Source organism: Vibrio sp. 2033, assembly GCF_033339735.1.
Genome location: NZ_JAWOVC010000006.1, coordinates 200,860 through 222,035 on the forward strand (window position 1 = coordinate 200,860; position 21,176 = coordinate 222,035).

The 21,176-nt window shown below is 45.1% G+C and carries 15 protein-coding genes; 10 read left to right on the plus strand and 5 right to left on the minus strand.

What is annotated here, in order from left to right:
- Window positions 1-165 precede the first annotated feature (165 nt).
- From R7P74_RS11060 to deoD, 4 genes are all read right to left on the minus strand, one after another.
- On the minus strand, window positions 166-1,749 hold the full coding sequence (locus R7P74_RS11060; RefSeq protein WP_053307917.1) for a GGDEF domain-containing protein: 1,584 nt from the start codon (window positions 1,747-1,749) through the stop codon (window positions 166-168).
- Window positions 1,733-3,217: a hypothetical protein gene (locus R7P74_RS11065; RefSeq protein ID WP_213871255.1), complete on the minus strand. Its 1,485-nt coding sequence runs from the start codon at window positions 3,215-3,217 to the stop codon at window positions 1,733-1,735. The genes R7P74_RS11060 and R7P74_RS11065 overlap by 17 nt, the downstream gene beginning before the upstream one ends.
- 166 nt (window positions 3,218-3,383) lie before the next feature.
- Entirely contained in the window at window positions 3,384-4,853 is a 1,470-nt protein-coding gene (locus tag R7P74_RS11070; RefSeq protein WP_005383936.1) for a hypothetical protein, read from the minus strand.
- Window positions 4,854-4,923: 70 nt separating this feature from the next.
- Window positions 4,924-5,634 carry a purine-nucleoside phosphorylase gene (gene deoD / locus R7P74_RS11075; RefSeq protein ID WP_005375140.1) on the minus strand — a complete coding sequence of 237 codons (711 nt, stop codon included), beginning with the start codon at window positions 5,632-5,634 and terminating at the stop codon, window positions 4,924-4,926.
- Window positions 5,635-6,032: 398 nt separating this feature from the next.
- Between deoD and R7P74_RS11080 the strand changes: the two genes are divergently transcribed.
- From R7P74_RS11080 to R7P74_RS11095, 4 genes are read left to right on the plus strand one after another with little or no spacing between them, the layout of a single operon-like run.
- A complete protein-coding gene (locus R7P74_RS11080) occupies window positions 6,033-6,983 on the plus strand; it encodes a YbgA family protein (RefSeq protein ID WP_138939428.1) in 951 nt (316 codons plus the stop codon).
- Window positions 6,973-7,773: a MerR family transcriptional regulator gene (locus R7P74_RS11085; RefSeq protein WP_033906723.1), complete on the plus strand. Its 801-nt coding sequence runs from the start codon at window positions 6,973-6,975 to the stop codon at window positions 7,771-7,773. Before R7P74_RS11080 ends, R7P74_RS11085 begins: the two co-directional genes overlap by 11 nt.
- Before the next feature lie 22 nt (window positions 7,774-7,795).
- Entirely contained in the window at window positions 7,796-9,211 is a 1,416-nt protein-coding gene (phrB, locus tag R7P74_RS11090) for a deoxyribodipyrimidine photo-lyase (RefSeq protein ID WP_318122841.1), read from the plus strand.
- 6 nt (window positions 9,212-9,217) lie between these two features.
- Complete coding sequence (locus tag R7P74_RS11095; protein ID WP_005383933.1) at window positions 9,218-10,144, plus strand: L,D-transpeptidase family protein; 927 nt, start codon at window positions 9,218-9,220, stop codon at window positions 10,142-10,144.
- 26 nt (window positions 10,145-10,170) lie between these two features.
- On the opposite strand, the gene R7P74_RS11100 is transcribed toward R7P74_RS11095, so the two are convergent.
- Complete coding sequence (locus R7P74_RS11100) at window positions 10,171-10,425, minus strand: Lpp/OprI family alanine-zipper lipoprotein (protein ID WP_005375145.1); 255 nt, start codon at window positions 10,423-10,425, stop codon at window positions 10,171-10,173.
- A 550-nt stretch (window positions 10,426-10,975) separates the two neighbouring features.
- On the opposite strand from R7P74_RS11100, the gene R7P74_RS11105 reads away from it, so the two are divergent.
- From R7P74_RS11105 to R7P74_RS11130, 6 genes are all read left to right on the plus strand, one after another.
- The gene (locus R7P74_RS11105; protein ID WP_318122842.1) at window positions 10,976-12,319 is read left to right on the plus strand and encodes a DEAD/DEAH box helicase; all 1,344 of its coding nucleotides are present in this window, start codon (window positions 10,976-10,978) and stop codon (window positions 12,317-12,319) included.
- Between the two features lie 324 nt (window positions 12,320-12,643).
- Entirely contained in the window at window positions 12,644-14,641 is a 1,998-nt protein-coding gene (locus tag R7P74_RS11110; protein WP_318122843.1) for a prolyl oligopeptidase family serine peptidase, read from the plus strand.
- A complete protein-coding gene (locus R7P74_RS11115; RefSeq protein WP_318122844.1) occupies window positions 14,642-16,783 on the plus strand; it encodes a TonB-dependent hemoglobin/transferrin/lactoferrin family receptor in 2,142 nt (713 codons plus the stop codon).
- A 9-nt stretch (window positions 16,784-16,792) separates the two neighbouring features.
- Window positions 16,793-19,045, plus strand: coding sequence for a proprotein convertase P-domain-containing protein (locus R7P74_RS11120; protein ID WP_318122845.1), 2,253 nt, complete (start codon window positions 16,793-16,795; stop codon window positions 19,043-19,045).
- Window positions 19,046-19,070: 25 nt separating this feature from the next.
- The gene (locus tag R7P74_RS11125; RefSeq protein WP_213969291.1) at window positions 19,071-20,522 is read left to right on the plus strand and encodes an Lcl domain-containing protein; all 1,452 of its coding nucleotides are present in this window, start codon (window positions 19,071-19,073) and stop codon (window positions 20,520-20,522) included.
- 1 nt (window position 20,523) lies between these two features.
- Window positions 20,524-21,099, plus strand: coding sequence for an Lcl C-terminal domain-containing protein (locus R7P74_RS11130; RefSeq protein WP_053307911.1), 576 nt, complete (start codon window positions 20,524-20,526; stop codon window positions 21,097-21,099).
- Window positions 21,100-21,176: the final 77 nt, after the last annotated feature.

The window sequence follows — 21,176 nt, forward strand, 5'->3', positions numbered from 1 at the left end:
TCAAGCGGTTTTTATGTAGGAATTATGTTTATGCGATGTAAGTATCCACTGATGTTTATTGGCAGCTAAGGTGTTGCTGAGTACTTATTTAAACAAGCAGTGAAGTGATATAGGAAGGATAAGTAAAAAGTATACTAAAGCCCCAGGTGTCAACCGGGGCATGGTTTAAAGTTCGGTACAGACTTGGTTTCTGCCATTGGCTTTGGCGCGATAAAGAGCTTTGTCTGCACGATAAAAAGTTCGCTGAGTATTCTCGCCTTCTCGATGCAAGGTAATCCCTATGGATACGGTCAGCCCCCGTTCACCAAGAATATCGTCCCAACCATATTGATAAATCCGTTCACGATAATTCTCGGCATGCATTTCTGCGCGTTCCAGTTGGGTATTCTCAAGGATCACGAGGAACTCTTCACCACCAAATCGTACGCACGATGCGCCTTTAAATCTGAAGTAGGACGCCAGTTCCTGTGACACACTTTTGATCGCTTTGTCGCCAACCAAGTGGCTTAGTTCGTCATTGATGGATTTGAAGTGATCGATATCGATGACCATCAATGCAAATGCAGTATCGTGCAGAAGTAGATCTTTTAGTTTAACTTCTAACCAGCGTCGGTTGTGTAAAGACGTAAGTGGATCGGTAAAGACGTCCTGCTGTAGCTGAGCAACAGTATTTTTATGCTGCTTGGTGGTTTCTTTTAGTTCTTTGTTTTCTAGCTCTGACAAAATGAGTTTGAGTTGTAACTCAAAGCGTGAAAGTCGGCGTAGTTGAGCAGACCCTAACTCACCGATCGGAATATGTTTTACAAGATCAGATTCGATTCTATGCGCTTTTTTTTCACAATTTAATGCTTCTTGATACAACCCTTGAGAGGCGTAAACTTGACTCATCGCGTTATAAAAATGCTGAGTAACGATAGGAGATAGCTGCTTTTGAATCCTTTTACTGATGGAGTCCAACGTTAAATTAGCTAAAGAAGTGTGCCCTACACCGTTTAGACAATACGCAGTCTCAATTTTGACCATCGTGGATAACCAGTATGTCGTGGCACTACCCGTTGTATACTGAACATTCGAAATAGCCAGCAACGCATTGGGGTAGTCTTCTTGCAGACGATGTAATTTGGCTCGGTAGAGGTGAATTTGTGCGGCGAGGTTTTTATCACTGACGAGAATGCTCAGTTCTTCACATTCACTCAGCAACTCTTTGGCATCTGCGGTACGGTTTAAGCTGATATAACATGCAAGCATGTACAGCTTGTAACGAAGGCGTAGGGATCGACTGCCAATAGCGTGATCGATAGCATCTATTTTTTGATAATAACGTAATGCACGTTGGTGATCCCCATAGGCATCGCACAAATTACCCATTCCAATAATGGCCAATACGTACTCATCAATATAGCCGTACTCGACGGCGATATTGGTTGAAGCAACATACTCGGTTAATGCCGCATTGTAGTCACCTACTTCAACTAAACGCTCACTCAAGCTTGCTTTCACTGAAAGAATATCTTCCACATCTTCTGGTAAAACAAGTAACTCAAGCGCTTGTTTCAATTCACTAATGCTGTCGTTGAGCTGTTTGATCTCTCTTCGATACTCGGCGCTAATGATATAGCAATGCGCTTTCTCTCGGTTTGTTGACGCAATATGTAACCCTATGTGTTCCCATAGCGTAATCGCTTCTTCACCTGAAACGGAAGAAGGATCGATACCTGCGTCAGTCACCTTGCTAAGCAGTTGTTCCATTCTTCATTACCTCAATATAACTTTCTTCGAGCTGTTCTAACGTGAATGGGAAGGTCAGGATATCTTGCAAATACAATATCGGTTTCGGGTCTTTGATTCCTCGTCGCTTCCATGGATAGATGTCTAACATCGATTGGACAGTGCGGTAGACCTCTTCTGCTGCTTGACCTTTTTCTGCAATTAACATTGCTAGCCTGTTACTGGAAATTCTCGAGATGAGGTCGCTAGAGGTTGTCAATGCATGAACGAGCTCGGTACAAACATCGAGAACTTCGGGGTTTGAATGCTGAATCATAATGATGGCGTGGTTAGAGCGTTTGAGCTCCGTTTTAAACAAAACTAATTGTTCCCACCAGTAGGTCTCAGAAACGACATTAGAGAACTGCTTTTCAGGGTCGTATTCGTGTTGAGAGCGAATATGATTGATCAGCTTACGTGCTCGCTGCTCTAGTTGGCGTTTAGAGCCTCTTGCTTTATCCATGCTGATTCGGTGAGTTTGTTCTTTGAGCATTTTGAGTGCGTGCTTACGGTATTTCTTGAACGCGTTAAACGCAGACTCAAAGTCTCCTTGTTCTTCAGCGACTCGTGATTGTTGGAAGCAAATTTGGCTGAGTAGCTCACCGTGGTCGAAACTGAGTGCAGACTCTTCTGCTGCAAGTAGCAACTTGGCAGCGCTGTCTGTATTTTGGCGCAAAAGCTCAAGTCTTGCTCGGCTAATAAAAGAGTGTGCTTTCATCCAAACGAGGTCATGCTCAATGGCGAGCTGGTGGGCTTTTTGGGTGGCTTCTTCGGCCGCATCAAGGCGTTCTAGTCCAAGCAGTGCTAACCCTTTAAAGTCCCAGATCTCGGCTTGCCACGTACTGTCATCATGATCTTTTAATACTTCGGTTGCTCCATCCAGTACCGTAAGCATCTCGACAAACTTATTTAGTAAGTAATAGTCCCAAGCTAATAGGATGCGCGCTTTGCCTTCTAACCAAGCAATACGAACATTGTTTGCCACTTTAACGGCTAACTCATGAGTTGAAGCGGCAAGTTGGTGTTCATTAGTGATGCGCCATACATTACCAAGCCCAATTAGAGATTCGATTTGAATTTCAACATCATCAACAAGAGCAGATTGTTCGAGCGCATTAATCCAATATTGTTGCGCGGAATAATACTTTGCCTGCCCCCAATATTGGAGTGCAAAAAGATGGAGAATTTCCGGGAGATGATCGTCGGTTTCAAGCTGTGTTTGTTTGCTGTAAGCGTCTTTGACGAGTTTTAAGCCTTGTCGGTAATCCATTAGGCACCAACAGCATTGCGCCATGATGAGTAAGGCTTTGATCTCTCCGTCCACAAATAAAATTTGTTCCGCGCGGATACGATATTGCTGCGCAATATTAAAGGTATGTTTAGGGGCCGATTTTATTTGGCCTTTAAGCTTAGTGAGATCATCTTCTAGCTGAATTTGGTTTTTATCCAACGTTCACATCCATGACTATCGAACTGGAAATCACACCTAATATTAAGTGGTTAGATGCATGTTTCTTTACCAAAGCGATGCGGATAACGTTTTGGTAAACGATCAGGGGCCGTAATGTATACCGTTACAACCCCTAATTACTACATCTAAATTACCAATAGAATAGCTACGATAGGAGCTGTTTGATTGTCAAAGGTGCATCAGAGACTTCTAACCTTTGTGCAGCGGTAAGACCTTGTTTATCCTGATAGCACAAATTATGCCAAGCTCTGAATATATCTAAAAGAGGTAAAATACCAGCAGGTCGTAATTTGCGACGTGGCTCGTTAATGAAGCTTTCGAAAAGAATCTGAAAGCGGTTTTGATAAAACTTCACATGACGAGTTGTCGCAACGTTAAACCATTTTTCAGGCTCATTTTGATCGCCAGCGAGGTAGCAAATGCCTTTGTGGTTTTCGTTTTGACTAGAGATTGCCCAACGATCGCGCCACCAACTCATATAGGCGATATCGACTTTGCCAAAGGGAGTACTCATGTCCCAACTAGCGTCCTCTTCTACGTACATCAAGTCGACACTTTTCTCTTTAATGCGAGGTAAACAAACGCTCAGTGCAGCCGAACGTAGTAGGGGATCTTGAGGCATGTATAGAGATACACGTTTGTTTGGGCAGCACATATCAAGTACGTGCAAATAGTGTGCATATGAGGTGTATGGTGGACGGACTAATGCCCCTTTTGAAGGGTAATGAAATACAGATAGATTACCAAGAGGGTCTTCTACGTTACCGCGAGCCAAAATTGTTTGGTATTTTTGGTCAATTCGCTCTCTGAGGTGATGAGAAGGTTCCGCAAGCGGCTCACTTGCTTCCGCTACGTACTCCTGGGAAACAAAACGAGACACCTCATCGTAAGGGTTATGATCGAGCGTTGCGATTGGCTCTTCATCAGCGGAATAATTGACGTGCTGGCAAAGAATATAGCCAGAATGCGCTTCGCCAGAAACAATCCAATACACACCGTTATTGCTGTTCGGTTGCAATGCAATATAGTTTGAGGCCAATTCATAATGCGTTGCGTGGTTTACCCAGCGCGCATCAATGGTTGCCAGCTTACGGCGGCAGCGGCTAGCTATATGGTCAACATGATCGTAAAAGGTTTTTGGGTTAATACTAAGCTTGCGGCAGATTTCTCGTACTGAATATCCCGTAAACAACAAGCCCATCAAGTTCTCTTGAAATTGAAGCTTCTTGTTGGCACCAGACCACTTGTCGACAAAGGTACTTTGACACACTTTACAGCGGTAACGTTGGCGATCGCCACTGTAACCGAAAGCGTGATAGAGGTGTTTGTGAGTGTGGACAGAAAGTCCAAAGTTGTCGCAATCATCATTACGGCAAGCAGGCAACCCGTCACTGTGGACGTGCCGCAGGCGATGAAGTTCGTTCACGACATCGCGATTATTAAGTAAGGGGGGGAAAGCTCCACATTCACGGCATACCATCGCCGGACGCTTAGGGTTCGCATGTTGCAGAACGTAACGCTTTGCATCACTCAATCCAAAGTTGTCACACGCCAATGTTTTACAAAAGTTGAGTTGTAACCCATCTGCGTCTTTTGGCAGTTCGCCGTTAGACACAATCGCCCCCTCGGGATAATTCGGGCAGCCAGCATAACTCTGGCTGCAAATTATTACTTACTATTTGTTCTTAGATGTTGATTGCAGTTTCTAGTGCAACTTTCATCATGTCGTTGAACGACTTCTGACGCTCTTCTGAGCTTAGTTTTTCACCACGGATGATGTGGTCAGAAACTGTCAGGATAGTCAGTGCTTTCGCGCCTAGGTCAGCTGCTACGCCGTAGATACCAGCCGCTTCCATGTCTACACCTAGGATGCCTAGTTTTTCCATCTTCTCGAAGATGTCTGCTTCTGGTGTGTAGAACAGGTCTGCAGAGAATACGTTACCTACTTTTACAGGCACTTCCTGAGCGCGTGCTTGGTTAACTGCTTCTTCTAGAAGACCGTAATCAGCGATTGCTGCGAAATCGTGGTTGTTGAAACGGATACGGTTAACTTTAGAGTCTGTAGAAGCACCCATACCGATAACAACGTCCATTAGTTTCACGTCGTCACGTACTGCACCACAGCTACCCACACGGATAACGTTTTTCACGCCGTATTCAGCGATTAGCTCGTGTACGTAGATACAGCAAGACGGGATACCCATGCCGTGGCCCATTACAGAAACTTTTTTGCCTTTGTAAGTGCCAGTAAAGCCGAACATGTTGCGAACGTCACAAACTTGTTTCACATCTTCTAGGAACGTTTCAGCGATGTATTTAGCGCGCAACGGGTCGCCTGGCATTAGAACTGTTTCAGCGAAATCACCTGGTTGTGCGTTAATGTGTGGGGTTGCCATAAGTGCTCTCCAAAGTTTTGTTTTGATAAAACGCCTCTATTATAGAACGCTATTACCAATTCTGTTGAACTTGTTCGTTTTCGTTGAGGCAATAATATCGGGACGTACAGTAGCCCCTTGAGAGCTTAGTCACAAAAACCACGCATTTAGAAACTGTAACTACTATTGATAACCAAATCTGTTGAAATCAAAAGAGCAATCGATTTGCTTTTGAGCAGTTTGTCGATTGCGCGCACAAATTCTTTGTTTTTGGGCCAAACTTTTTTCTGACAGCTGGTTGATCGAAATACTTTCGAGTGAAGTAAAACGATTAAATTGTACAACTTATTTTCTTGTACAATCTGGAAAGGCTTGCTATAAGTTATACAACAAAACTTTTTGTATAGGGATGCGTCATCATGGAATCTTCGATCAAAGTAGGTATCAGTTCGTGTGTTTTGGGTGAACGAGTGCGTTTTGACTCTGGTCATAAGGTGAGCAACTTTGTGACTAAAGAGCTTAGCCCGTATTTTGACTTTATTTCGGTATGCCCTGAAGTCGGCGTAGGTATGCCAGTACCCCGTCCAACCATTCGTCTTGTTTCTAATGAAGAGCGTGTTGCATTGGTTGAAACCAAAAATCCAGAAAATGATCATACCGACAATATGCTCACTTACTCGGCCAATAAAGTAGATGAACTTCAAAGCGAGCAGCTTTGTGGTTACATCGTTTGTGCCAAGTCACCAACTTGTGGCATGGAGCGAGTCAAGGTTTACAGCAAGAACAGTGCAGCGAAAGAAGGTGTTGGCTTGTATACGCAAACATTGATGCAAAAAATGCCTTGGTTGCCTGTTGAAGAGGATGGCAGACTTAACGACCCTGTATTGAAAGAAAATTTTATTACTCGAGTATTTTGTCTAAATGACTTTTACGACTCGATGGATGGTGAGCCTACTCGTGGCAAAATCATCGACTTTCATTCGCGCTACAAACTGACGTTAATGGCACACCACCCAGAGTCATACCGCTCCCTTGGCCGCTTAGTCGCTGATGTCGCTAATTATGAAATTGAAGACTTTTACCAAGAGTATCGTTTAGGACTGATGAAGGCGTTAACGAATCGGGCTAGCCGCAAAAATAACACAAATGTGTTGATGCATTTACAAGGGTACTTCAAACGCTCACTAACTAAAGAAGAAAAAGAAGAGTTAGCGACAGTGATTCACGACTACCGTATTGGAATGCTGCCTCTGCTAGCACCACTTACGTTGATTAAGCATTACTTAAATACTTACCCAGACGAGTATTTATCAAAACAGAAGTTTTTAGAACCGTATCCGCAGGAGATGAGATTACGCTATGGTTTGTAGTTCAGAAGAAAAACTATACGCGATCCGAGATGTCGCAGAAATCACGGGTGTAAAACCAGTTACGCTGAGAGCTTGGCAACGAAGATACAACTTGATCCAACCTCAGCGAACTGAAAAAGGACACAGACTTTATCGCCAGCAAGATCTCGATACGATTCGCGAAGTCCAGAGCTGGCTCGCGAAGGGGATTTCGATTGGTAAAGTGAAGGGGCTGCTAGGAAAAAGCGCCGATGTCGAAGTCAAAAACGAGGTTCGCACACTCGAAGAAGTTGAAAACATGCTGCTTGCGCTGTCTACCCTGAATCGAGGAAAAGCAGAGAGTTTACTTGCCTCTGTTCTTAAAGAGTATCCACTAAAACTCGTTATTGATCAGTTTATTAGCCCAGTATTTGATGCGCTAGACATGGTGAAAGGATCGCTGCGATCTTTACAGGTAGGGTTATTTCAGACTTGTTTGATCACTCGACTTGCCCTTGTTATCGATTCTGAAAACAAAGCCGCTTCCAAAGGAAAGTGTCTGCTCATTAGCTTTGAACAAAACAGAGAGTCTGAGAGTTGGATTCAAGCAGCGAAGCTTTGCGAACAAGGGTATCACACGACTTTGATCGATAAGGTTGATGATGTTTCTGGTCTACTAGATCACGAGGTCGTTGAAAATGGTTCGTTTATCTACCTTTTCTCCAACAAAGCGCTAGCTGCTAAACAAGTAGCGTCCATCAAAATGCTTCACGCACAGTTAGGTGATCGGATGGGGTGCTCTGAAGTGATAGAGAAATTACACCTAACTTAGTAGACAAAAGATAGGAGCTACCATGGTTTTAGTATGGTTTCGACGTGACTTACGTACGTTAGACCACACGGCACTCAAAGCGGCGTTGGATTCAGGTCAGCCTGTCGTCGCTTGCTTTATCGCGACGCCAGAGCAGTGGCGGGAGCATCACATGGCGCCGATGCAGGCAGACCTCATTGCTCGTCGCTTAGCTTGTCTTAACGAGGAGCTTGAAAGCCTTAATATTCCTTTGTTGTACAAAGAGGTGCCGTCGTTTTCCGATTGTACAGATGTGATTAGTGGGTGGGCGGAAACACTTGAAGCCACGTCTGTCATGGCAAACATTCACTATGAGGTGAACGAACGAGAGCTCGATACACAAGTAAGTGAAGCGTTAGCTTCTCACGATATCGAATTTGAACTGTTTCATGACAAATGTGTGCACGCGCCAACGACGGTTCTTAATAAGCAAGGCGAATATTTTAAGGTATTTACGCCATTCAAGCGTGCTTGGTTAACGCAGTTCCATATGCCGACGGTAGTAAAACCTCACGAGCAAGCGCCACTCAATAAAAAGGTACTCGAACAATTAGAGTCGGCTCGATTTAATTCAAGCTTCACATTTAGCTATCCTCGAGAATCCAGTGAAGACTGGCTGGCTTCGACTAATGATATTTTGAAGCAGCTTAGGGAATTTGCACGGGAGCGCAGTGACGCGTATCAAAGCGAGCGAGACTTTCCAGCTATTGATGGCACTAGCCAACTGTCTCCATACCTTGCGATTGGCGCGCTATCACCAAGGCAGTGTATTGCTCGTTTGTATGCTGAAAATCAACAAAATGACCTTACAGAAGGGAAAGCAACTTGGTTAAGTGAGATCATTTGGCGTGAGTTTTATCAGCACCTATTGATTTTCGAACCAAAACTCGTCAAAGGCAAAGGATTTATCGATTGGGAGGATAAAATCCAGTGGTCCTATGATGAGAAAGCCTTTGAGCGATGGAAGACAGGAACAACAGGATACCCAATCGTTGATGCAGCAATGCGTCAGCTCAATCAAACAGGCTGGATGCACAACCGATTACGTATGATTGCCGCGAGCTTTCTTACCAAGGACTTACATATTGATTGGCGATGGGGAGAAGCGTACTTCATGAGTAAGCTGGTGGACGGCGATTTTGCAGCGAACAATGGTGGCTGGCAATGGTCTGCCTCTACGGGCTGTGACGGGCAGCCATACTTTCGTATTTTCAACCCGATAAGCCAAGGCGAAAAGTTCGATGCTAATGGTGAATTTGTGCGCCACTGGGTACCAGAAATCAAAAGTGTACCGAACAAATACATCCATAAACCTTGGACTTGGGAGGGCTTTTCTTTACTGGAATATCACAAGCCGATGGTTGATCACAAGACAGAAAGAGAGATAACCTTACAGCTCTTTAAAAGTGCCAAGGAATAGAGTGAAATGCTTAGCAAAAAGCGATCAATGAGTTTCGCAAAACGTACCCTGCTATCTGTGTCGTTATCTTTAGTGAGTGGTCTATCATTCGCTAAGATGTACGAATTACCAGAGGATGGAAGCCGTTTAATTGGTCGCCTTGAAAACCACGTCGTGCAAGAAGGCGAAACCATGGCAAATATCGCTAAGCTCTACGATGTGGGTATGCTAGGTTTAATGGCCGCAAACAAAGGCGTGGATCCCTTCTTACCAGAAGAGGGGCATGTTCTTACTATTCCGACACAGCTAATCCTCCCAGACGTACCTTATAAAGGTATCGTTATTAATCTAGCCGAGCTGCGCTTGTATTACTTTCCGAAAGGAGAGGATATTGTCCATGTATTTCCTGTCGGAATTGGCCGAATAGGGCGCGATACCCCAGTAATGACAACGCGTATCAGCCAAAAACGACCGAACCCTACATGGACTCCTCCAGCCTCTATTCGTGCCGAGTACAAAGCAAAGGGCATTGATCTACCAGCCGTTGTTCCTGCGGGGCCTGATAATCCACTTGGTATGTTTGCATTGCGTTTAGCTTACGGGAATGGCGAATACCTAATTCATGGTACCAACAAGGACTTTGGGATTGGTATGCGAGTCAGCGCGGGTTGTATTCGTATGGACCCAAGTGACATTGAGTGGTTATTTGACAAGGTTCGTAACGGCGAAGACGTTAACATCATTAATCAGCCTATCAAAATGACACTTGAACCTGACAGAAGTGTGTTCTTAGAAGCACATGAGCCTTTGACTCGTAGTAATGGCGAGAAAGATGAACTCAAAGTGCCGAAAGAGTTAAAGTGGTGGCTGGATGAATTCGGTATGAAAAACGTAAAGGCTAAAGCAGCAATCGCTGCACAGAATGGGGTTCCTGTCGAAATAACCGCGCCTTAACGGGCGTTAAGACGCGGTATCAAATCTTACTTAGTGTAAGACTGAGCGATGTTATCGATACGCTCGTTAGCACGCTCAGCTTCTTCTTGAGCAGCCATTGCTGCTGCGCCTGATTTTTGAACGTCAGATTGAAGAGCTTGTACGTCTTGGCTTAGTTGGCTAACTTGGTTGCTTAGTTCGTCTAATTTTGCTGCATTTGCTGTTGCTGCGTCATCAGAAGAAGCACAACCGGCTAGTAGAAGTACTGAAGTTGCTGCAGCTGCGATCAACGTTTTGTTCATATAAGAACTCCTTGCTTATAGTGAAAGTCTCGCCACCAACTATTATTTTATACAGTAGCGAGGTTAAATGTGGTTACATTTTATCAGTACATGATGTAGCAAAAGTCAAAAAAACCCAAGAATTTCATGGAGTACCTGACGTCAACTTTTACCTGAGCTTAACAAAGGTGAATAGTCTATCTTCTCCCTCGCTCTCACAACAGTTTTCATAGCAGGTGTATTTGCCACGTTCCTGATATCAATAATTTAGACGATATTGACACAAATGAAAGTTTATTGGCCCAAATAACTGCTATTTACGTCGTTTTGTTGAAGAATAGAAGACATATCTGAAAGGCCTTTCACTGAACTTCACGTTCAGATGCACATCAAAAAGGCTAGGGTTTACTCTGAACTGAGCCACAAATGATGTTTTACCGTCACCACAGGGAATTAGTTTGTGTGATCTCTATCTATACTCCTATGATTTGCGGTATTATACCGAGCTTTATTTTTTTGCTGCGTTAGAGCGGAAACGACACTACAGAGCGCTCAGACGCTGACTGATTTATTGGAGAATACTTTGCAATTTAAAGATCTAGGCCTAGACAACCGATTGTTGAAGAACCTAAAACACTACGATTTTAAAAAAGCGACTGACATTCAGCAGCAGGCGATTCCTGTTGCGATTGCAGGCAAGGATCTATTGGCATCTTCGAAAACGGGTTCGGGCAAGACTTTGGCGTTTGTATTGCCAATGCTTCATAAGTCTTTAAAGACAAAATCGTTTTCTGCGAAAGACCCTCGCGCGGTTATCCTTGCTCCTACTCGTGAGTTAGCGAAACAAGTATATGGTGAGCTTCGTTCTATGCTAGCTGGCCTATCTTATGAAGCAGCACTGATTTTGGGTGGTGAGAACTTTAACGATCAGGTAAAAGCTCTGCGTCGTTACCCGAAATTTATCGTGGCGACACCAGGACGTTTGGCTGATCACTTAGATCATCGTTCGCTTTATCTGGATGGTTTGGAAACGCTGATTCTTGACGAAGCAGACCGTATGTTGGATTTGGGCTTTGCACCAGAGCTTCGTCGCATTCATAAAGCAGCCAAGCATCGTCGTCGTCAAACGTTGATGTTCTCTGCGACATTAGATCATGCAGACGTCAATGAAATCGCGGCTGAAATGCTCAATACGCCAAAGCGTATTGCTATCGGCGTTTCTAACGAAGAACATAAAGATATTACGCAAAAATTTTACTTGTGTGATCACCTGGATCATAAAGAGGCAATTTTAGATCGTGTTCTTTCTGAGGCTGAATACCGTCAAGTTATTATCTTTACGGCAACGCGTGATGATACTGAGCGACTAACAGAAAAGCTGAACGAAAAGAAACTGAAGGCTGTAGCACTAAGTGGTAACTTGAACCAGACTCAACGTAACACCATTATGAGTCAGTTTGAGCGCGCAGTGTTTAAGATCCTTGTAACGACTGATGTTGCTTCCCGCGGTTTGGATATTGCAACTGTGACACACGTCATCAACTTCGATATGCCAAAGCATACTGAAGAATACGTACACCGAGTTGGTCGTACTGGTCGTGCTGGAAACAAAGGGGATGCAATCTCTCTTGTTGGTCCAAAAGACTGGGATAGCTTTAAACGTGTAGAATCATACCTACAACAAGATCTTGAGTTTTCAGTGTTCGAAGATTTGAAAGGTAAGTTTAAAGGCCTTAAGCCACCTAAACCAGATTTTCGCAATAAGAAAGCGACCGCAAAGAAAGCTCGCCCTCAAGCGAAAAAGTCGGCGAAAAAACCAGCTAAGCGTGACAAGAGCTTCTACAAAAACGTATCTGTGGGTGATGATGTCTTCATCCCTAAGAAAAAACCAGCGGCACCGAGCTCTGAAGAGTAAAAGCTGCTGTAGTTTCCCATTGATTTTAGTTCTTAAAAATCCGAGTGTTCGCACTCGGATTTTTTATGTCTGTCGCTAGGTGAAATAGCGTCTTTCCATACTCACTCGTTTGTCAGCTTTTATATTTGTCTGGTTGTATATAAACAGCATAGAACGCTAATTTAGGAAGTTATTAAGTTTTATTACCTCGGTTAAAGCAAACGTTTTTCCTCACACACTAGATAAAAATCTCACATGATTATGAAAATGATAATTGATCTCATTTTTATTTAAGGGCAGAATACGCGCCATTGTATTAATCCTATAAATGAATTCGCTCTCTATATGAAATTTACTCATGTTTTTTTAGGGCTCATAATTACCTCTAGTTCTGGCTTTGCTGCTGATGATTTCAACTGGCTTCGAGATGATGCTCGTAAAGATGAGCGAGTTCTTACCTACCTAACAGAACAAAACCACAAAACTGAACAGCACCAAAAAAGTTATCAGACGTTGACAAAAAACCTACTCACGCAGTGGGATACCATGGTGGCAGACAAAGGTGATAAGCCATGGTCGATCGTGAGTGGAAGAGAATGGACGCTAACGCGTCGCGATGGTCGTTACTTACTATTATCCCGTGCGAGTCAACATGCACCAGAAAACGTGGTGTTCGATTTCGATGAACGACAATCTGCGCATCAGTACTACCAACTTGGTCAATGGCAAGTGAATGGTGACACGCTCCTTTTCACGGAAGATATCGACGGTAGCGAACAATATCGTGCTGTGGTTGTTGATTTACTCTCCGGCCAATCTACGGAACTGGCGACGCACGTCGATAGTGGCGTATTGTTGTCACCTAACGGGAAAGTGGCATTCCTCGTTGCAAAAGAAAAGCGCACTCAGCGACCTCATCAGATCTTACGTATCTCCACTGAATCTTTGGCAAAAACAGTCCTATGGAATGAACCCAAGTCAGATTGGTTACTTTCTTTCTATCGTGCGGCAGATAGCCGTTATGCTGTGCTACAAAGCAACAACGAGTCAACAACAGAGCAGAAGCTTGTCGATCTAGAAACGGGCACTGTCTCAGATTCATTGCGAAAGCCTGAAGTGGGTGTGGAATATTACGCGGATGTGGCGAAAGGTTACATTTATCTTAAAAGCAACCTGGAAGGAAAGTTCGCCCTTTACCAAGCCGAACTCGCACCGCTTGGCGCAACATGGCAACGCTTTACCAATCCTCATGAGCCGCTTGAACAGTTCTACCTTTATGATGCAGGAGTTGTGGCACTTAGCAAGCCAAACAATGTGTCGACTTTGACGGTGTATTCTTACCAAGGTCAGGAAAAAGTGATACTGCCATTGGAACACGATGGTAATGTCGCTTGGCTAAGCACATTGGGCGATTTTGAATCAAACAAAATTCGTATCCGAAGCATGTCGATGACTACGCCTCCTCAGTGGGAAGAGTTCGATGTAAAAACGCTGAATAAATCCTTGTACTCTCAAGATGCTTACCAAGACTTTGATAGTCAGCGTTATGTATCCCAACGTATTTTTATTAAGCACGACGGCGTTTCTGTCCCTGTCTCTTTGGCGTATCGCAAAGACAAATTGCACCCACAATCTCCTGTGATGATTTACGGTTACGGCGCGTATGGTTTTACGATGAAACCGTACTTTATGCCTCAGGTTATCAGTTTACTCGACCAAGGTGTGATTTACGCTATCGCCCATGTCCGTGGCGGTGGGTACTTTGGCGATGAATGGCACGAGCAAGGCCGTGGTGTGCGAAAAGCCAATTCTATTGGTGATTTTGTCGCGGCCGCGAAGGCGCTGCAAACATTCGAACGTGGCAATAGAGAGGTTTTCGCCATCGGTTCTAGTGCTGGTGGCACGTTGGTGGCCGGAGCGGTTAATCAAGATCCTAAATTGTTTTCAGGTGTCGTACTTAAAGTGCCTTTTGTTGATGTGGTTGCAAGTATGTCGGATACCTCACTTCCGCTTACCACACAGCAGTATGGCGAATGGGGTAACCCAACCAAACCTGAACAATTGGCGTTAATGAAGGCGTACGATCCGATTCTCAATATCCATAAAGACGCTTACCCACCCATGTTGGTTCAAGTCGGTTTAATCGATCAGCGCGTGCCATATTGGGAGGGCGCTAAGTATCTCGCTAAAGTTTCAGCGTTAAGTGAGCGCAACGGGCCGTACTTGTTGCAAACTGATTTTAATTCGGGCCACCAAATGGACCCACGACAAGCGCAAGAACAACAAGCAAAAGAATACGCATTTCTACTATCACTCATTAAAACATCTAAAGCGGAGCAGTAAATGAAGCTTACCCCAGTGTCAGCGGCAGTACTTTCGGTACTTGCTGCCAGTCAAGTGCACGCCGAATCTAAGGTTTTCTCAATGGAAGAGGTGGTGGTAACCGCCAATAAAATCGATCAGCCATTGTCAAAAGTGGCAGGTAGTGTCGCGGTTATCACAAACGAGCAAATCGAAGAAAGAGGCGAGACCGAGCTATATGACGTGCTGCGTAACGAACCTGGTGTAAGCGTGACGGGCGGTGCAGGACGTCCGCAAAACATTACCATCCGTGGTATGACGGGTAACCGCATTATGATCGTTCGTGATGGCATTCGTTCTGCGGATGGCTTCGGTGCGAATGACATTAATGATGCAGTTGGGAGAGATACTTTTGATTTATCCAATTTTGAATCGCTGCAAATCATTAAAGGGGCAAGTTCTTCGGTGCATGGCTCTGGCGCGATCGGCGGTGTGGTGATTTTAGAATCCAGTCAGCCGGGTGATTTCTTAAAAGACAAAGACTTCTACACCGATGTTTCCGGTACTTACACCGATATCAGCAACAAGTACAAAGGCACGAGTAATCTAGCTTTTCGTTCCGGTGATACAGAGAGTTTGTTTAACGTTTCATACTGGCAAGGACAAGAGACACGTAACTTTGATGAAGATTTGTATAACCGCGACCTCGATGGTTACAGCGGTGCTTATACGATCAACCACTTTTTCAATGAAGAGGTGATGTTGAAAGCCAAAGCGGAACTCTACACCCAGAACCAAGAGCGTTTGGAGGGTTCACCGTCCATTCAACCTGATGGAATTTGGCATATTGAAGACTTTGCTGAGGATGAAACCACGGAAGAGTACAGCGCTTATATTGGTGCAGAGGTGACTCCGATTAATCCAACTTGGTTCGAAGAGTTGGATACCAAAGTTTACTGGCGTCACACCGAAGTGGTGGAAGACACCAACCGTTTAATGCGCCAAGTGGATCACAATGGTTTGATCACCAAGCGTCGCGAGCTGGAACACAAAACCTTCATTGACGAAACAATTGGCTTCCGTGGCGATTTCACCAATACGATTTATGCAGCAAATGCTGAGCACCAATTGGCTTACGGTGTTGAGCTTTCTACAGACTATTACGAGCGCACAGATAGCGACTCCAAGATTGATTGGAACGGAGTAACACCTTCGACCAAACAACCTTTCGCTCCTGCTCGTGCTTATAACATTGGCTTGTATGTCCGAGACATGGTGGAACTGGATAAATGGACCATCACAGGTGGCCTACGCTTTGATGCGCACCGTCTCACGCCAGACGGTGCGGGTGAAGTGGGCGGCTTCCCATTAAAAGACATGGATAGCTCAGAGGTATCTCCAAGTCTTTCGGTTTCTCGTGAAATGTTTGCCAACAACATCGCTTATGTATCTTATAACCATGGTTACCGAGCTCCGGAATACGATAAAGCGTATGGCTTCGTAAGCCACGACTTTGTGCCGCTCACGCCGTTTGTCATTGCACCAAACATGGATCTAGAAGCTGAAACTTCCGACTCATTTGAAATCGGTAACAAGTTCGATAACGGTCGTGCGTATGTCTATGCGTCTTTGTTCTACAACAAGTTTGAAAACTTCATCGACGTTGTGACCACGGGCTTTGACTCAAGCAATGGTAATTACATTAAACAATACCAAAACCTAGATGGTGTCGAGACGTATGGCGCAGAGCTTTCTGCGGGTTACGCGCTCACCAAACAATGGGACATCAGCACTAAGTTTGGCTACGTAGATGGCAAAGACGCGGAAGGTGAATACGTTCGAAGCATTACGCCATTCGAAGGTAACGCTCAACTGAAATACGCCGACCAAGACTTCAATGCTTACGTGGCTTGGAACTGGGCCGCGGCAATGGATCGCGTTCCTAAATGCCAGACCACGCTTGGTCTAGCGACAGATTGCGCGCAGACAAGTGCGTGGAATACGTTTGATATTGGCGCAACTTACCACGTTTCCAAAGACCTTCGTGTTAGCGCAAACATCATCAACCTGTTCGACAAAGAATACATCCGATACCAAGACGTAGCGGGTATCGCTGAGGAAAGTAAGCGTTACTCAACTGAGCCTGGGCGCTACTTCACGCTAAATGCAAAATACGAATTCTAGGACGAAATCATGAAGCTAAAACCATTGGCGTTTTCGCTGCTTATTGCTTGTACCCCTGCGGCACAGGCTGCAGAGTGGGATTATCCCGCAACGGACTCTGTGGTAACGAATGAAGCGCAAGCGAAAACTTATCTAGACAGCCACTACTCGGAAGCGGGCGAGTTTAAGTTCCGTTACAAAACCCAGTCTCAGCTTGGTGAGCATTACAATTTTGATGTTTGGGTAAACGGTGAATATCAAGCACAGCGCACCCTCGTAGTAACAACCGATAAAAATCATCACGTTGTGCGAGTGTTTAAGAGCCTTGAAGATACGATCATTCGTAACGGCAAACCAACAGTTGCAATGGAATTGGAATCACCTCGCCAACTGCAAGCACAAGAGCCACCTGCTTTGAGCTCTGGAAGTCTGGTTGATGTTGAGGTTTCTTTGTTCAACCCAGATCTTCGCACCATGCAACAGCAAGCGGCACCAGAATCGACGTGGTCAGCACTATCCGATTACCCTCAGCCGATCGAGTACGTCACCAAGTCGATTGAGGTTTTACAGTCCGGCGGTAAGTTCTATTTGTCTAACCCAAGATTGAAGCAAGTGGATGCGACGGGCTTATTTGCAGCCCCAACACCTGGTGAAGCGCCTGTACTCGATACGTTGGACTTTCTCAGCGCAGAAGGGGTTCAAGCATTTGACAGTGTTGATGAGATGCAAAGCACCGAGTTTGGTGACAATGCGTTCCCACAGTTGATGGCTTTTTATCATCTTGATAGCTCGATCCAATATCTGACAAGCCTGACTTACGACTTGTTTGACGAACCGCTTCGTTTTGACGCTCGCGGTTTATCAAAAGATAACTCTACTTACTATTACGGTCCGAAAGCACTCATGCTGGGTGTCGGTGGTGTTTCTCCGGATGCAGTCGATGCTGATGTCGTGATACACGAGCTTGGGCATGGCATTCATTACCAAATCGTACCGGATTGGGCGTACGGTCACACTGGTGCTATCGCAGAGGGTTTTGCTGATTACTGGGCGGGCAGCGCGAGCTACCGCACTCAATATTTGGATGCTTCGCGTCGTGGTCAAGAATTCGAGTTAGATACGGTGTTCAACTGGGACGGTGTGTTCGGAACACGCAAAACAACTCGTAGCTTATGGAACCAAAGAGCACGTTACTTCGAGAGCTCAGAGTACCCAGCGCACGTCAGTGTGGGCGGTGAACTAGGTGACGAGCTATGGTCAACGCCGCTGTTTCAAGCGCTTAAAGCATCGGTTGAACGATACGGTGATGATACCGATAGGGTGTTCCGCGAGTTTGACGCCATTGTTCTTGAAGGTATGTACGGCATTGGTCGTGGCGTGAAAATGCATGATCTGGCGGAGTCGACCGTGTTTGCCGCAAACACCTTGTTCCCAAATAAAGACTACGCCCAATTCCTGACGGACAGCTTCAACAGACACAACTTACTTAAAGCGCCTCTTCGTGTTCGCTATGACGCTCGATACATCGCACAAGGTCAAGACGTTGGTTTGAGCCTGAGCCAAACTGGCCGTGAAGCGAACATCAAAGGGCAATGGCAGCTAAACAACGCATCTGTTTTCGACTTTGATGAAACGCTTTCTGACTCGGCCTCAATGAAGGTGGCGTTACCAAGCGGTCTAACATGTGGCACGCAATTCGATTCTTCTATTTCATTGGATTATCAATTTTCTGAAGGCCTAAAGATTCACCAGTGGAGTGAAAAGGTGATGCTGGTTAATGGTACGCCAGAGCTCGATATCCAGCCTCAACCAGTGAACTCCGCTTTGCCGGAACAGGGCGACAGACTGTTCTCTCAGACGCTATCGGACAAGTCACGCACGATTGATGATTCGTTTGCGGTTTACCTGAACATCGAACATGACTCACTGCAAGATCTGCAAGTGACGCTTGTGTCTCCACAAGGCAAATCGGTCGTGCTACTTAGCCATCAATCAAGCAATACCAAAGGATTTAAAGGTTACTTCACCGCTCAGTATGACGAGGAGTTACAAGCACTTGTCGGTCAACCGAGTTGGGGTACTTGGCGTCTCGAAGTGTCTGACCGCGTGTCAGGGAACTCTGGGGTGTTGAAAGAGTGGGGTGTGAGTCACTTTGCTCAGTATCAGTGTAGTGCTGATACCACTAAAGAAAGCAGTGGCGGTGGTTCAGGTGGCAGTGGTTCGCCTTGGACCTTGTTAGGACTTTTCCTGCTTTCAATGGTGAGAGTGATTCGCTCTCGTTAATTAAAATCAAAAGAAGATAAAATCTATGAAGTTTCAATATTCTTTCGTTGCTATGTCACTAGCCCTTGCTGGCTGTGGCGGAGGTTCTGGTGGTGACACGTCGGCACCGACCTATGATGTAGCTGGCACCATCGTTTCTGCAGGTACACTTCTTGATACGCCAGTATGTATCGATTTAAACCAAAACTACGTTTGTGATTCCACTGAACCGAGTGCTAAAACGGATAATGCCGGTAAATTTAGCCTGACTTCAAGCGACAAAAACGTACTAACCAGCACCATTCTTGCTCAAGTTGATCAAGGTTCAAACCAAACGTTGCGTCTTGCGGCTCCGGGTCAAAATTTAGCAACGGGTAACACGGTCAATGGTGTAACAACGTTGCTCGCGGGTCTTGTAATTGACGGTAAAACCGTTGCTCAAGCTGAAGAGATTGTGAAAGCGCAACTCGCCGATGCCGGCGTTTCTCTTTCTGGTACGGTGATGTCTAACGCAGAAGCTAGCGAGCTAGACAAGCTAGAGCAAAACACGGTTGTGCTATTAGCTGCGATGCAACCAAAGCAAATGATCAAAGGCGTAGCGCTGCTTGCTCAAAGTCTTAGCTTCCAAGGTAAATCGTTGGCCTCTGATCTTCTGTCTGAAGCGGAAGTAAGTGCATTTGCTGAAGAAATTGTAGCGGTTGCTGAACAAACGGTTGGTAGTAACGATACGGGCGCCGTTCTTTATTTTGCTGAAGGAGCAGCAGACGTTGCTGAGGTTCAAGCGTCTTACCCTGGTCAAGATGCGGAATACGGCTTCGACAAAGAGGACAAGCAAACGTCGACAGGCGCTGGCTTTAAGTTCGTTAAGCTAGATTCACAAGGTGCAGCTTTAGCTGCAGATGCGACTGAGTGGGCTTGTACTATGGACGAGCGTACTGGTCTTGTTTGGGAAAACAAGAGTGCGGATGCGAGCTCGGTTCAATTTAAAGATCGCCTATTTGCGTTTGAGTCTGAAACATTTAAGCCATTTAGCAAAGATGTAGAGCTTGCAGGTTGTAAAGACGCTGGTGATGAAGTTTGTACCACTAGCCAATATGTTGAGTACATAAACAAACAATCGTTATGTGGAATCAATGGTTGGCGCTTGCCTACTTACCGTGAAACATATGACTTATTAGATTTTGGTGAACAAACGCGGTTCGCTCCGAACGAGGAATATGCGCCACACAACGTGTATGGTTTCAATGTTAAATACTTCCCACAGCAAACGATAGGCAGTCCTTATTTAGAGTATGGTGCGTTTTGGCATAGCGACTTTACGTTTGTGAATACATCATCACAGCTCGTTGATGCTGAGGTTTATTTTCCTGCAATTATCTCTCGGGGCGTAGATAGAGGCACTATTTCACTCGTCGATATTCGCTCAAGCAACACAAGTGCAGACGCCGATGACTCATACCAATTCCCAATCCGTCTAGTAGCAGTAAAGGGCCAATAAGATGAAGAAATTAATAACTGTACTATCTCTTGCTTTGGCTTCTCAAACTGCAATGGCTGCACAAGAGTGTTCTACTGACTTTGCTAAAACGGCACCTAACACGCGTTATACATATTCTGATAACGGTACCGTAACTGACTTAAAAACAGGTCTTACATGGATGCGCTGTCCAGTTGGTATGACATGGAATGTAGGAAATCAAGAATGCCAGGGGACGCGATCTACAATGTCATGGCAACTCGCTCTCTCCACAGCCAAACAAATTCGTAATAAGGACGGCAACCATCCTCTTCACAATTTTGCAGACAAAAAAAATTGGCGACTAGCAAATATCAAAGAGCTGGTATCTCTAACTGAGCGAGCTTGCCACAGCCCAGCCATAAATAGTACAGGGTTTGCTAGCGGCTATAGTCTGACAGATGGAGATGATGTTCTAGGGCGTTATGTCTGGAGCAACACACCTAATGGCGACGGTAAGCATGTTGCAACTTTTGATACGACTAATGGTGAGGTTTTCAATAGAGATCCGTTAAACTCAAGTTTCAAAAGTTCTCTCTTGTTAGTGACAGATGAATAATAATTATTACGTTAATAAGGGTTGATAGCTTTGCCTTTATGATAGGCTCCGCCAGTGCGGAGCTTTTTCTTTTCTAA

What these genes read in the sequence shown, in the direction of transcription:
- deoD (WP_005375140.1), bottom strand. Translation starts at nt 5,634, where the DNA reads ATGGCAACCCCACACATTAACGCACAACCAGGTGATTTCGCTGAAACA.
- R7P74_RS11115 (WP_318122844.1), top strand. Translation starts at nt 14,642, where the DNA reads ATGAAGCTTACCCCAGTGTCAGCGGCAGTACTTTCGGTACTTGCTGCC.
- R7P74_RS11110 (WP_318122843.1), top strand. Translation starts at nt 12,644, where the DNA reads ATGAAATTTACTCATGTTTTTTTAGGGCTCATAATTACCTCTAGTTCT.
- phrB (WP_318122841.1), top strand. Translation starts at nt 7,796, where the DNA reads ATGGTTTTAGTATGGTTTCGACGTGACTTACGTACGTTAGACCACACG.
- R7P74_RS11120 (WP_318122845.1), top strand. Translation starts at nt 16,793, where the DNA reads ATGAAGCTAAAACCATTGGCGTTTTCGCTGCTTATTGCTTGTACCCCT.
- R7P74_RS11100 (WP_005375145.1), bottom strand. Translation starts at nt 10,425, where the DNA reads ATGAACAAAACGTTGATCGCAGCTGCAGCAACTTCAGTACTTCTACTA.
- R7P74_RS11095 (WP_005383933.1), top strand. Translation starts at nt 9,218, where the DNA reads ATGCTTAGCAAAAAGCGATCAATGAGTTTCGCAAAACGTACCCTGCTA.
- R7P74_RS11060 (WP_053307917.1), bottom strand. Translation starts at nt 1,749, where the DNA reads ATGGAACAACTGCTTAGCAAGGTGACTGACGCAGGTATCGATCCTTCT.
- R7P74_RS11080 (WP_138939428.1), top strand. Translation starts at nt 6,033, where the DNA reads ATGGAATCTTCGATCAAAGTAGGTATCAGTTCGTGTGTTTTGGGTGAA.
- R7P74_RS11130 (WP_053307911.1), top strand. Translation starts at nt 20,524, where the DNA reads ATGAAGAAATTAATAACTGTACTATCTCTTGCTTTGGCTTCTCAAACT.
- R7P74_RS11125 (WP_213969291.1), top strand. Translation starts at nt 19,071, where the DNA reads ATGAAGTTTCAATATTCTTTCGTTGCTATGTCACTAGCCCTTGCTGGC.
- R7P74_RS11085 (WP_033906723.1), top strand. Translation starts at nt 6,973, where the DNA reads ATGGTTTGTAGTTCAGAAGAAAAACTATACGCGATCCGAGATGTCGCA.